Annotated in this window: 9 protein-coding genes; 6 read left to right on the plus strand and 3 right to left on the minus strand. The window is 73.7% G+C overall.

Features of this window, described 5'->3' with window-relative positions; all coding sequences use genetic code 11:
* The first annotated feature begins 192 nt into the window (after window positions 1-192).
* The 4 genes from snpA (ACIP82_RS22980) (at window position 193) to ACIP82_RS22995 (ending at window position 4,921) form a co-directional block, all read left to right on the plus strand.
* Window positions 193-828, plus strand: a complete 636-nt coding sequence (gene snpA, locus ACIP82_RS22980) for a snapalysin (RefSeq protein ID WP_400655668.1) — start codon at window positions 193-195, stop codon at window positions 826-828.
* Between the two features lie 325 nt (window positions 829-1,153).
* A complete protein-coding gene (gene snpA, locus ACIP82_RS22985) occupies window positions 1,154-1,771 on the plus strand; it encodes a snapalysin (protein ID WP_400655670.1) in 618 nt (205 codons plus the stop codon).
* Between the two features lie 188 nt (window positions 1,772-1,959).
* On the plus strand, window positions 1,960-2,619 hold the full coding sequence (locus ACIP82_RS22990; RefSeq protein ID WP_400655672.1) for a pentapeptide repeat-containing protein: 660 nt from the start codon (window positions 1,960-1,962) through the stop codon (window positions 2,617-2,619).
* A 226-nt stretch (window positions 2,620-2,845) separates the two neighbouring features.
* A complete protein-coding gene (locus tag ACIP82_RS22995; protein WP_400655674.1) occupies window positions 2,846-4,921 on the plus strand; it encodes a phosphocholine-specific phospholipase C in 2,076 nt (691 codons plus the stop codon).
* On the opposite strand, the gene ACIP82_RS23000 is transcribed toward ACIP82_RS22995, so the two are convergent.
* Window positions 4,911-5,738 carry a phosphoribosyl-dephospho-CoA transferase MdcG domain-containing protein gene (locus tag ACIP82_RS23000; protein ID WP_400655676.1) on the minus strand — a complete coding sequence of 276 codons (828 nt, stop codon included), beginning with the start codon at window positions 5,736-5,738 and terminating at the stop codon, window positions 4,911-4,913. The two genes, ACIP82_RS22995 and ACIP82_RS23000, sit on opposite strands and share 11 nt — an antisense overlap.
* A gap of 365 nt (window positions 5,739-6,103) precedes the next feature.
* On the opposite strand from ACIP82_RS23000, the gene ACIP82_RS23005 reads away from it, so the two are divergent.
* Window positions 6,104-6,367 carry a hypothetical protein gene (locus tag ACIP82_RS23005; protein WP_363606744.1) on the plus strand — a complete coding sequence of 88 codons (264 nt, stop codon included), beginning with the start codon at window positions 6,104-6,106 and terminating at the stop codon, window positions 6,365-6,367.
* Between the two features lie 82 nt (window positions 6,368-6,449).
* Here ACIP82_RS23005 and ACIP82_RS23010 read toward each other — a convergent pair whose 3' ends face one another.
* Entirely contained in the window at window positions 6,450-9,746 is a 3,297-nt protein-coding gene (locus ACIP82_RS23010) for a S41 family peptidase (protein WP_400655679.1), read from the minus strand.
* Window positions 9,747-9,969: 223 nt separating this feature from the next.
* On the opposite strand from ACIP82_RS23010, the gene ACIP82_RS23015 reads away from it, so the two are divergent.
* A complete protein-coding gene (locus ACIP82_RS23015; RefSeq protein WP_400655681.1) occupies window positions 9,970-11,652 on the plus strand; it encodes a chitinase in 1,683 nt (560 codons plus the stop codon).
* 75 nt (window positions 11,653-11,727) lie between these two features.
* Here the strand turns inward: ACIP82_RS23015 and ACIP82_RS23020 are convergent, their stop codons facing one another.
* Window positions 11,728-12,090 carry a MerR family transcriptional regulator gene (locus ACIP82_RS23020; protein ID WP_400655684.1) on the minus strand — a complete coding sequence of 121 codons (363 nt, stop codon included), beginning with the start codon at window positions 12,088-12,090 and terminating at the stop codon, window positions 11,728-11,730.
* Window positions 12,091-12,146 lie beyond the last annotated feature (56 nt).

Raw genomic sequence — 12,146 nt, forward strand, 5'->3', positions numbered from 1 at the left:
CTCGCCAAGGACATGACATGCGTCAAGGTTGTGACGGTCCTGCGGTATTGGGCGCCGCTATCGCCGATTGACATCATCCGCCGGGAGGCGGGCCGGGTCGAAGCTCTGGGGCAGAGAGCCCATCCCCGCCGCCGCCGCGGCCGGCCCCCATCGGCCGACGGCGCTCCGGCATCCGTGAATCGGAGCCCCCACGTGAAGCGACCCGTTCTGTCGGCCGCCCTCGGCCTGGTCCTCGCGACCGGTCTCGCCGCAGTCCCCGCCACCGCGACGGCCGCCGTCGCCGCGCCCGTCCAGGGCTACACGGCCACCGCCCATGCCGGGACGGCCGCGCACCGGTCCGACAGCCTCGCCTTCTACCAGGCCGTGATGAAGTCGGCCCTGGCCAAGCAGGCGAAGACGCCCTACCTCAAGTCCGTCGTGGTCACCTACGACACCACCAATGCGCCGTCCTTCGCCGGTGAGATAGCCCAGGCCGCCCAGATCTGGAACGGCTCGGTCGGCAACGTCCAGCTCCAGGAGGGCGGCAACGCCGACTTCTCCTACTACGAGGGGGACGACCCGAGCAACGGCTCGTACGCCAGCACCGACGGCCACGGCCACGGGTACATCTTCCTCGACTACACCCAGAACCAGCAGTACAGCTCACTGCGCGTCACCGCGCACGAGACCGGCCACGTGCTCGGCCTGCCGGACGACTACTCCGGCCCGTGCAGCGAGCTGATGTCCGGCGGCGGTCCCGGCCCGTCCTGCACCAACCCCTACCCGGACGCCGCCGAGCGCCAGCAGGTCGACGCCCTCTGGGAGAACGGCCTGCGGGCCGCGCACTGACGCCCGACCGGCACCGGTAGCGGGCCGCCCGGCCGGTACGGGCGGCCCGCTACGCGTTCGCGTTTTCCGCTCGTCCTGTCCATGTCCGCCTCCTCGCCGGGAGCCTAACCGCCGCCCGAGTGGAATGCCAGGGGCATGTCAGAGTCAAGGCGATTCAAAGACACCTCAAAGGCCCCGGATAGCAGGGGTATTGGGCGGCACTATCACCGGTTGACATCATGCGCCGGGCCGCCGCGCTGCCCGAAGCTCTGGGCATCGACCCGCTCGACAGGTGTCCCGCCGCCGACCCCCATCGGCCGCGGCGCTCATGAATCGGAGCCCCCACATGAACCGCATTTCACGGACGTTCTCCGCCGCCGTCGGTCTCGCGCTCGCCGCCGGCCTGGTCGCCCTGCCCACCGCGGCCGCCGCCGCGCCGGTCCAGGGCTACACGGCCACCACGGGGTACGCGGGCTCGGCCGCCGAGGACGCCGGCAACAAGGCGTTCTACGAGGCCGTGATGAAGTCCGCGCTCGCCAAGCAGGCGGCCACCCCGTACCTCAAGGCCGTCGTGGTCACCTACGACGCCAGCAGCGCCCCGAGCTTCGGCAGCCAGATAGCCCAGTCCGCCCAGATCTGGAACAGCTCGGTCGCCAACGTCCAGCTCCGCTCGGGCTCGGCGGCCGACTTCCGCTACTACGAGGGCAACGACTCGCGCGGCTCGTACGCCAGCACCGACGGTCACGGCCGGGGCTACATCTTCCTGGACTACCAGCAGAACCGGCAGTACAGCTCCGTCCGGGTCACCGCGCACGAGACCGGCCACGTGCTCGGCCTGCCCGACCACTACTCCGGCCCGTGCAGCGAGCTGATGTCGGGCGGCGGCCCCGGCACCTCCTGCACCAACCCCTACCCGAACAGCGCCGAGCGCAGCCGGGTGAACTCCCTCTGGCTCCGCGGCTGACCGGTTCGCACCGGCCGCAGCCCTGACGGCCCGGCCGCTCCCCGGAGCGGCCGGGCCGCACGCGTCCGCGCGGTCCTTCCGGCGCCGCGATCCCGCCGTCGCGGCGCTGTCGGTGTCGGTGTCGCTGTCGGTGCCGCGTGCGAGCATGCGGACGAGGACCCGTCCGCCGACCGTGAGGTGCCACCGCCATGCCCCTGTCCGTCCCCGACCGCCTGGCCGACCTGCCGTACGCGGCACTGCTGCGCCCGCACACCGGGCCGCTGCGCAGTGACGAGCGCTACGACACCGTCCACTTCGACGGCGGCGAGTACCGCGACCAGTCGGCCGGCGGTGCCACCTTCCTGGAGTGCGCGTTCACCGGCGTCTCGCTGAGCGGGATGAAGCTCCGCCAGGCCCGCTTCAACGAGGTGTGGGCACAGGCCGGGCGCTGGGTGGCCTGCGAACTCAGCGACAGCGACTGGCAGGACAGCGCCGTCACCGGCGGCGTCCTGGCCGGCGTCGCCGCGCACGGCTCGGCGCTGCGCCGGGTGGTGTTCCGCAGCTGCAAGCTGGAGGCCGTCAATCTGCGCGCCGCCGTCCTGCGGGACGTCGTCTTCGAGGACTGCCTGCTGCGCGACGTGGACTTCGGCGACGCGAAGCTGACCGATGTCTCCTTCCCCGGTTCGACCCTGGAGGAGGTCCGGCTGCGCGGCGCCAGGATGACCAGGACCGATCTGCGCGGCGCCGTCCGGCTCGGCCTCACCGACGGGCCCGAGGGCCTGCGCGGCGCCCTGATCAGCTCGCTCCAACTGATGGAGCTGGTGCCCCAGTTCGCCCACGCCCTGGGCATCACCGTGAAGGACGGCTGAGCTCGCGCCCGACCCGCCCTCAGGCCCGGCCCGCCGCCGGGTCCGGCACCCCGGTGGGGCGGCCCGCCGTTCAGCTCCCGGCCGCTCGGTGACGGCGGGGAGAACAGTCCGCCAACCCTGGCGCGGCCCTCTGGTGGGGCCGTTCGGGGCGGGAGGAGGATGCTGCGCGATCGATGAGCGCCGACTTGTGTGCACAACATCGCCAGCGAAGGGACGGGCCGGGCTGATGGCCGAGCTGAGTCGTAGGAAGTTCGTCACGCTGTCCGGCGCCGCCGCGGCGGGTCTGGCCGTGGCCGGGAGCACCGGAGCGGGGGCGGCGCCCGCCGCGGGGCCCGCCACCGTGCCCTCGGCGGCGCTGTCGCAGACCGGCACCATCGCCGACGCGCGCCACATCGTGATCCTGATGCAGGAGAACCGCAGCTTCGACCACTACTTCGGCCTGCTGCGCGGCGTGCGCGGCTTCGCCGACCGCAGCGCGATCCAGATCGCCGGCGGCTACAGCGTCTTCAACCAGCCCAACGGGCTCGGCCGGCAGTACCCCTGGCAGTTCAGCGCCACCAAACCGGCCGGCGGCGCCGACCCCGCGCGCCTGGCCCAGTGCAATGGGGATCTGAGTCATGCCTGGAGCGACCAGCACCGGGCGTGGAACGGCGGCAAGCTGGACTCCTGGGTCGCCGCCAAGGGGAACGTCCGCACCCTCGGCCACCTCACCCGCCAGGACATCCCGTTCCACTACGCGCTCGCCGAGAACTGGACCATCTGCGACGCCTACTTCTGCTCCGTCCTCAGCGCCACCGGCCCCAACCGCACCTACCACTGGTCCGGCCAGATCGACCCGGCCGGCACCGCGGGCGGCCCGGCGTACGACGGCGGCGACGAGAAGGGCCTGCGCTGGCAGACCTACGCCGAGGCGCTGGAGAACGCCGGTGTGAGCTGGAAGGTCTACCAGAACGCCGCCGACAACTACGGCGACAACGCCTTGGCCTATTTCACGCAGTTCACCGGTGCCCCGGCCGGCAGCCCGCTGGCCGTCAAGGGCATGGGCTCCGTCCCCAGGGCGACCGGCCGCACCCCGGACGACATCGTCGCCGCGATCAAGGCCGACGTCCGCGGCGGCACCCTTCCGCAGGTCTCCTGGATCGTCCCCGACCAGGGCACCTCGGAGCACCCGTACTCGACCCCCACCGACGGCGCGCACTTCGTCCACAACGTGATCGACGCGCTCAACGCGGACCCGGACGTCTTCAACTCCACCGTCCTCTTCCTCAACTACGACGAGAACGACGGCTTCTTCGACCACGTCCCGCCGCCCGCGGCCCCGGCCGGCACCCCGGGCGAGTTCTACAACGGGACCAACATCGGCCTCGGCTTCCGCGTCCCGATGATCGCCATCTCGCCCTGGACCCGCGGTGGCTGGGTGAACTCCGAGGTCTTCGACCACACCTCCGTCCTGCGCTTCCTGGAGCAGTGGACGGCCGCCCTCGGCAAGCCCGCCACCTGCCCCAACATCAGCGACTGGCGGCGTCGCGTCTGCGGCGACCTGACCAGCGCCTTCGACTTCGCCAACCCGGTCTACGGCCTCCCGGCGCTGCCCAACACCGACGCGGTGATCGGCATGGCGAGCTGTGGACCGCTGCCCAACCCGGCGCCGGTCGACAACAAGCTGCCCGTCCAGGAGCCCGGCACCCGCCCGGCGCGCGCCCTGCCGTACCAGCCGAACGCCAACCTGGACCACCTGGAGTTCGGCTCCGGCGGCGTGGCCAAGGTCTGGCTGGCGATGGCCAACGAGGGCCCGGCGGCCCGGAAGTCGGCCCACTTCGCGGCCTACGCCAACGCCTACCGCAGCGGCGGGCCCTGGCAGTACACCGTCGACCCCGGCGGCAGGCAGAGCGACTTCTTCAACTGCGGCACCGGCTACGGCGGCGGCCAGTACGACCTGTCCGTGGTCGGCCCCAACCGCTTCCTGCGCCGCTTCAAGGGCGACACCACCAAGGCGGGCCGGAACGCGGCCGTCACCGCCTCGTACGCGGTCGAGCCGGGCACCGGCCGGCTGGCCCTCTACCTCCGGCTCGCCAACTCCGGCACCACCGCGCTGACCTTCACCATCGCCTCGAACAACTACCGCACGGACGGCCCCTGGACGTACCAGGTGCCGGCCGGCGGCAGCGTGAGCGACTTCTTCAACGCGGTGGCCTACACCGACGGCTGGTACGACTTCACCGTCACGGTGGACGCCGACGCCACCTGGTCGCAGCGGTTCACCGGCCACCTGGAGAGCGGCGCGGCCAGCGTCAGCGGTTGAACGGCCCGGGCCGCAGGCCCTGGGGGAACCACGGGTCGTGGACCTCCCGGGGCCCGTCGGGCGTCAGCAGGGTGAGGGTCAGCGGCCCGGCCGCGTACTCGGCCAGCAGCACCGCGCCGTGCCGGGTCTCCAGTTCGGCCTGCACCGGTACGGGCAGCTTGCTCAGCGCCCGTCGCAGGTGCAGCGCGTCCCGTCGGCTGACCGGCTGCGGGGCGCGCAGCACCAGCCGCAGCGGGCTCAGCGGTCCGGTCACCGGTTCGCCGGTGGCCAGCTCGTAGCCGATCGCGCCGATCGGGCCCCAGGCCAGCCGGTGGTCCGCGACCAGCTCGTCGACCACCGGCAGCACCGCCAGCGCGGGGACGGCCGCCACCCGGGCGGCCGGCAGCAGGGCGTGCCGTCCGATCAGCTGCTCGGGCCGCAGCGTGCGCGCCACCGCCGCCTTCGGCGCCAGGGCGTCCAGCCGCTGCCCGCGCTCGGGGCCGCGCACCGTCACCGGGAGCCAGTGTTCGGGCGCGGCCGAGACGTCCCGGGTGCAGCGCACCGGGTGCGGGGTGTCCAGCGGAGCGCCCACCCGGGCGGGCGCCCGCCCGACCGTCACCCAGGGGTGTGCGCGCAGCACCAGCCGCGCCCAGTCCGGCAGCTCGCCGCCGCCGAGCGGCCGCAGCGAGCTCGGGCACTGCATCAGCAGCAGGTCGTGCGTCCCGGGCAGCCGCCCGTCCAGCGCGGCCAGCGGTCCGACCAGTCGGCGCGGTCCGCCGACGTGTTCCTCGTGGGCGCGGCGGCGGGCGGTCGGTTCCGGCTCGGCGGCGACAGGCATGGCAGGCTCCAGCGGTGAGAGGCGGCGGATCGCGTCCGGCCCGTGCGCGGTGGGGATCCCGCGCGCGGCCGTGACCTTTCGGGGTGACCTGTTCGGGGACGGCCTGTTCGGGGTGGCCTTTCGCGGGTGGGCTGCGGGGTCGCCCGGCGGCGCTGCCGGGAGCGGCTGACGTCTCCACCCTCCGCCCGCCCCGTACGGGGCGGCTACGGCCCTTGGATGCTTCCTACCCGGGACCAAGGACCCAACCGGCGGCCGGTCCGGTCCGGCCGTCTGCTCAGGTCGTCCGCTCCGGCCGTCTGCGGATGCGCTTGTCCGGCCCCGGTGTGAGAGTGGGGGCAGCCCGGTATCCGTCCGGAGGAGGAGTCATGGGCATCTTCGACAGGTTCCGCCACAGGGCGCACGACGCCGGGGAGGCCAGGTCCTCCCTCGGCGGGAGCCATGAGCAGGACACCACCGCGGCGACGGAGGCCGCCCGGCGTGCCGCCCTCGCCCACGACGAGGCCGCCGACGCGTTCAGCGACGAGACGGAGAAGGTCCGCGAGGCCAGGTCGGCGGAGCGGCTCACCGAGCGGGAGGCCGAGGAACGGGCCCGCGAGGACATGACCGCCGAGGGCGATCCCTGGGACTGAGCGGGACTGAACGGCGCGAGCGCCGACGGGGCGTGTCCGTCGGCGCTCGCGCCGTTCGGCGTCCACCGCGGCAGCGCCCGGTTCAGCGCTCACGCGGGGGCAGCGGCGGCCGCCGCAGATCCGGACGCGGGGTGTCGTCGGGCGGCGGGACGGCGGCCGGGGCGTCCTCCAGCAGCTCCAGCGCCAGCTGCACCGCGGTGACCAGCTCGGTGTGCCGGCCCCGGGCCCAGTCGTGCGGGGTGCGCAGCACGTGCACGTCCGGTTCCACGCCGTGGTTCTCCACCGACCAGCCGAGCCCGCCGGTGAACCAGGAGGCGTTCTTCGGTACCGAGATCTGCGTCCCGTCGCCGAGCAGGTGCCGACCGGTCATGCCGACCACCCCGCCCCAGGTGCGGTTGCCGACCACCGGGCCCAGCCCCAGCAGCTTGATCGCCGCGATGATCACATCGCCGTCCGAGCTGGTGGCCTCGTCGGCCAGCGCCACCACCGGGCCGCGCGGGGCGTAGCGCGGCCACCGCACCGGCTGCCGCCCGCGGCTGAAGTCCCAGGCCAGCACGCGCCGGGTGAGCTTCTCCAGCACCAGCTCGGAGACGTTGCCCCCGGCGTTGCCGCGCACGTCCAGCACCAGGGCCGGCTTGTCCAGCTCGCGGCGCAGGTCGCGGTTGAACTGGGCCCAGCCGGAGCCGCCGAGGTCAGGGATGTGCAGGTAGCCGCACCGGCCGTCGCTGAACTCCCGGACCAGCGCGCGGCGTTTGGTCACCCAGTACTGGTAGCGGACGGCCCGTTCGTCGGTCAGCGGGGTGACGGTGATCCGCCGGACCGGGGCGTCCGGGCCGGCCGCCCCGCGCAGGGTGAGTTCCACGGTGGTGCCGCCGGTGCCGGCCAGCAGCGGCGCCGGGCCGCGCACCGGGTCCACCGGGCGCCCGGCCACCGCGAGCAGTTCGTCGCCCGGCTGGACGCCCCGGGTGGCGAGCGGTGCGCGGGCGCGCGGGTCGGAGGATTCGCCGGGCAGGACGCGGTCGACCAGCCAGCGCCCGTCGGGCGTGCGGTGGGCGTCGGCGCCGAGCAGGCCGAGCGGCTGCAGGCCCGGTGAGGTGCCCTCGCTGCGCCGGGACGGGGTGACATAGGCGTGCGAGGTGCCGAGTTCGCCGAGGAGTTCGCGCAGCAGGTCGGCGAAGTCGTCCGGCCCGGCGATCCGCTCCAGCAGCGGCTCGTACTGGGCGACCAGGGCGGGCCAGTCCAGCCCGGACATGCCGGTGTCCCAGAACTGGTCCCGGACGATCCGGGCCGCCTCGTGGTACGCCTGGCGCCACTCGGCGGCCGGGTGCACGGTGTGGGTGATCCGGCGCAGGTCGACGCCGGTCCCGGCGGAGGGGGCGCCGACCGGGACGACCCGCAGGGTGCCCGCCGAGTAGACGGAGATCGAGCCGCCGTCGCCGGAGACCGCGTAGCCGTCCAGCTTGTCGACCAGGGTGGTGCGGGTGCCCCGGACCAGGTCGAAGTACTCCAGGGAGGGGCGGCCGGAGGTGTCGTCCGGGTTGGTGAAGGTCTGCCCGAGGGTGCCGGAGATCGGCCAGCGCAGCCAGACCAGCCCGCCGCGCACGGCGTCGGTGGCCGAGTACTTGGAGGCGACCACCGGGAACTGCACCAGCCGCTCGCCGATGTTCTGCGGATCCACCCGCACGGTGCCGTCGCCGTCGTCGCGCGGGGCGCCGTCCTCGGCGGGGGCGGCGAACGGGGAGGGGGTGTCGGCGGTGAGCGGGACGAGGTAGGGGCGGCAGCCGAGCGGGAAGGAGAGGTCGCCGGTGTGCACGTCGTGGACGGGGTCGAAGCCGCGCCAGGAGAGGAAGGCGAGGTAGCGGCCGTCCCGGGTGAACACCGGCTGCTCGTCCTCGAACCGGCCGTCGGTGACCTCGGTGATCGGCGCGGGCGCGTCGGCGCGGGTGAGCCGGATGCGGCGCAGCGAGCGCCCGGCCGACGGCTGGGACCAGGCGATCCAGTGCGAGTCGGGGGAGAAGCGGGCGGCGGAGACCGGGCCGTAGTCGGAGGCGGCCACTTCACGGACGGCGCCGTCGGCGGTGGCGACCAGGAGCAGCCGTCCGTCGGAGGTGGCGGCGGCCAGCCGGGTGCCGTCGGGGGAGGCGGTGAGTTCCAGGACGCGCCCGATCCGCCCGGCGGCGAGCAGGCGGTGGTGGTGGCGCGGCGTCGGCGTCCCGGGCTCCGCGGCCGGGTGTCCGGTCGGCCCGTGCGCGGTCGCCGGGTGCCCGGTGGCCTGGTACCCGGCCGGTTCGTGCCCGGGGAGGGGGACGACCTCGACCGCGTCCGCGCCCTCGGCGTCGGTGATCCAGGCGGCCTCGCCGGTGTGGCCGAGCACGACCGGCAGCCGGGTGCGCACGCCCGGGGTGTCGGCGAGCGCCCGGGCGGGGCCGTCGCGGTGGGTCAGCCAGTACTGGCTGCCGCGTACGGTGACCACCCCGGCCCGGCCGGTCTGGTCGCAGGCCAGGTCCTTGACGTGGGCGGCGGCGTTCACCTGGTACGGCCGCCGGCCGGCCCGGGCACCGCCGAGCGGGACGCGCAGCCGGCGCGGCGCGGACGCCTCCAGGCTCTCCAGCAGCCAGAGGTCGCCGGCGTGCTGGTAGACGATCCGGGTGCCGTCGGTGGCGGCCTCCCGGGCGTAGTACGAGGCGTGGTCGGTGTGCCGGCGCAGGTCGCCGCCGTCGGGGCGGCAGGAGTAGAGGTTGCCGATGCCCTCGTGGTCCGAGAGGAAGGCGATCCTGGGATCGCCGGGCCCTCCCACCGGCATCGGTGAGGAGAGGTGGCCGGGGTGGCCCGGGAGGATCTGCTCGCCGTCCACCCAGAGCCGGCCGGTGGCGCCGCCCCGGTAGCGCTTCCACGCGGCGGGCTCGTGCGGGGCCGAACCGGTGAGCAGCACGGTGTTGGTGCGGCCCATCTGGGCGTCGCCGACCGGTCCCCAGGGCATCCGGCGGCCGGGGGAGCCGTCGGATGGCAGCGCGTGCGCCCAGGTGTAGTGGCCGAAGGGCTCGTGGAAGGAGGTGACGGCCAGCACCTCACCGTCGGGCAGCCAGCCGCGGACCCGGGTGTCCTGGCTGCCCCAGTAGCTGAGCCGGACGCCCTCGCCGCCCTCGACCGGGGCCGTCCACACCTCGGGGGCCGGGCTCTGCCAGCTGGTCCAGGCGAGGGTGCGGCCGTCGGGGGAGAACCGGGGGTGGCTGACCCGGGTGCGGTCGCAGCTGACCCGCCAGGCCCGGCCGGTGCCGCCGTCCGGGGCGAGCGGCGCGAGCCAGACGTCGTCCTCGGCGGTGAACGCCAGCAGGCCCCCGTGCAGGTGGGGGTGGCGGAGGTAGCCGGGCGAGGTCACCCCTCCATCCTTCGACGGGGTGTCACTCCCGGCAACCGGGAAGGCGGCCCGGTGTGCGGCTGTCCGCTACCGGACCGGTCTGGACCATTGACACCGTACGGCCGGATCCACTTCAGTGGTCTAGTCCAACTTGGGTGCGAGGTCGGGCCGATCCCCCACTGGCGCGTACCTCTGCCGTGCCCTCGGACGTCCCCCACGATCGCGCCCCCGCAGGAGTCCCCGCATGCGCAGAACAGTGCCCCTGCCCACCACCACCCCCGGCCGCCGCCGTCCCCGGACGCTGCTCGCCGCCGGCACCGCCTCGGCCGTCGCCGCCGCCACCATGGTCGGCCTCACCCTGGGCCTGGCGCCCGCCGCCTCGGCCGGGGAGTTCCTGGTCAACGGCGGTTTCGAGAGCGGCTCCCTGGCCCCCTGGAGCTGCACCGGCGGCACCGGAAGCGTCGTCACCGGCCAGGCCCACGGCGGCACTTACGCGCTCGCCGCGGCCGCCTCGGCGAGCGACATCGCCCGCTGCGCCCAGACCGTCACCGTCGCCCCGAACACCACCTACACGCTCAGCGCGTACCTCAAGGGCTCGTACGTCTACCTCGGCGTGGACGGTGGCACCAGCACCTGGACGCCCGGCACCGGTGGCGCGTACCAGAAGCTCAGCGTCAGCTTCACCACGGGCGCCGGCCAGACCAGCGCCACCGTGTACACGCACGGCTGGTACGGCCAGGGCACGTACTACGCGGACGACGTCTCGCTGGACGGCCCCGGCGCGCCGAGCCCGACGGCGACCGCCTCCCCGACCGCGACGGCCTCCCCGACGGTGACGCCCACCGACACCGGCTCGCCCACCGTGACGGCGACCCCGACCGACACCGCCACGCCCACCTCCCCGCCCGCCGGGGGCCACACCCTGGTCGGCTACCTGCACGCCAGCTTCGCCAACGGCGCCGGGTACACCCGGGTCGCCGACATCCCGAACTCCTGGGACTTCATCAACCTCTCCTTCGGCGAGCCGACCTCCGTCACCTCCGGTGACATCCGGTTCAACCGCTGCCCGGTCACCGAGTGCCCGGGCGTCGAGTCGGACGCCGACTTCAAGGCGGCCATCGCCGCCAAGCGGGCCCAGGGCAAGAAGGTGCTGATCTCGATCGGCGGCCAGAACGGCCAGGTCCAGCTCACCACCACGGCCGCCCGCGACACCTTCGTCAGCTCGGTCTCGGCGATCATCGACAAGTGGGGCCTGGACGGCCTGGACGTCGACTTCGAGGGCCACTCGCTGTCGCTGAACACCGGTGACACCGACTTCAAGAACCCGACCAGCCCGGTCGTCGTCAACCTGATCTCCGCGCTGAAGACCCTGAAGGCCAAGTACGGCCCGGGCTTCGTCCTCTCGATGGCCCCGGAGACCTTCTTCGTCCAACTCGGCTACCAGTACTACGGATCCGGTCCGTGGGGCGGCCAGGACCCGCGTGCCGGAGCCTACCTGCCGGTCATCTACGCCCTGCGTGACGACCTCACCCTGCTGCACGTGCAGGACTACAACTCCGGCTCCATCATGGGCCTGGACAACCAGTACCACTCGATGGGCGGCGCCGACTTCCACGTCGCGATGACCGACATGCTGCTCAAGGGCTTCCCGGTCGCGGGCAACACCGCCAACATGTTCCCGCCGCTGCCCGCCTCCAAGCTCGCCATCGGCATGCCGGCCACCACCAACGCGGGCAACGGCTACGTCGCCCCCGCCGAGGTCAACAAGGCCCTGGACTGCCTCACCAAGCTGGCCAACTGCGGCAGTTACGTCCCCAAGGCCGGCGCCCAGCCCAACCTGCGCGGCCTGATGACCTGGTCGATCAACTGGGACCAGTTCGCCGGGCGGGAGTTCTCCAAGAACTTCGACGGCTACTTCCGCCGCTGACCGGCCCGGCCGGGCCCGACCCCTGGGCCCGGCCTCCCGGGGCGCCGGACGGAACCGTCCGGCGCCCCGGGGCGGTCAGTGCTCCACCCGCACCGCTTCCAGGTACTCGGCGATGGCGTCCCGGTTGCGGGTGAGGAACCTGATCCGCTCGGTCATACCGGCGAGTTCGTGCTCCAGGGTGGCGATCATCTCCGGGGTGGCGTCGGCGAAGTGGATGACCCGGGGCTTGTCCAGGCAGGGCAGGATCTGCCGGATGAGGCGGGTCGGCAGCCCGGCGTCGAGCAGGCCCCGGATCTGCAGGACCCGGTCGACGCAGGACTCGGCGTAGTCCCGGTAGCCGTTGGCCCGGCGGTCGGCGACGATCAGCCGCTGCTCCTCGTAGTAGCGCAGCAGCCGGCGGGACGTGCCGGTGCGCTCCGCCAGCTCCCCGATCATCATGTGGCTCACCTCACACCGGGACGCGTTGACCCTCACATCAATGTGAGGGTTTGAGC

Origin of the sequence: Kitasatospora sp. NPDC088548 (assembly GCF_044753005.1) — a bacterium.
In the GTDB taxonomy this organism is placed as follows: Bacteria; Actinomycetota; Actinomycetes; order Streptomycetales; family Streptomycetaceae; genus Kitasatospora.

What these genes read in the sequence shown, in the direction of transcription:
- snpA (WP_400655670.1), top strand. Translation starts at nt 1,154, where the DNA reads ATGAACCGCATTTCACGGACGTTCTCCGCCGCCGTCGGTCTCGCGCTC.
- ACIP82_RS22990 (WP_400655672.1), top strand. Translation starts at nt 1,960, where the DNA reads ATGCCCCTGTCCGTCCCCGACCGCCTGGCCGACCTGCCGTACGCGGCA.
- ACIP82_RS22995 (WP_400655674.1), top strand. Translation starts at nt 2,846, where the DNA reads ATGGCCGAGCTGAGTCGTAGGAAGTTCGTCACGCTGTCCGGCGCCGCC.
- ACIP82_RS23000 (WP_400655676.1), bottom strand. Translation starts at nt 5,738, where the DNA reads ATGCCTGTCGCCGCCGAGCCGGAACCGACCGCCCGCCGCCGCGCCCAC.
- ACIP82_RS23005 (WP_363606744.1), top strand. Translation starts at nt 6,104, where the DNA reads ATGGGCATCTTCGACAGGTTCCGCCACAGGGCGCACGACGCCGGGGAG.
- ACIP82_RS23015 (WP_400655681.1), top strand. Translation starts at nt 9,970, where the DNA reads ATGCGCAGAACAGTGCCCCTGCCCACCACCACCCCCGGCCGCCGCCGT.
- ACIP82_RS23020 (WP_400655684.1), bottom strand. Translation starts at nt 12,090, where the DNA reads ATGATGATCGGGGAGCTGGCGGAGCGCACCGGCACGTCCCGCCGGCTG.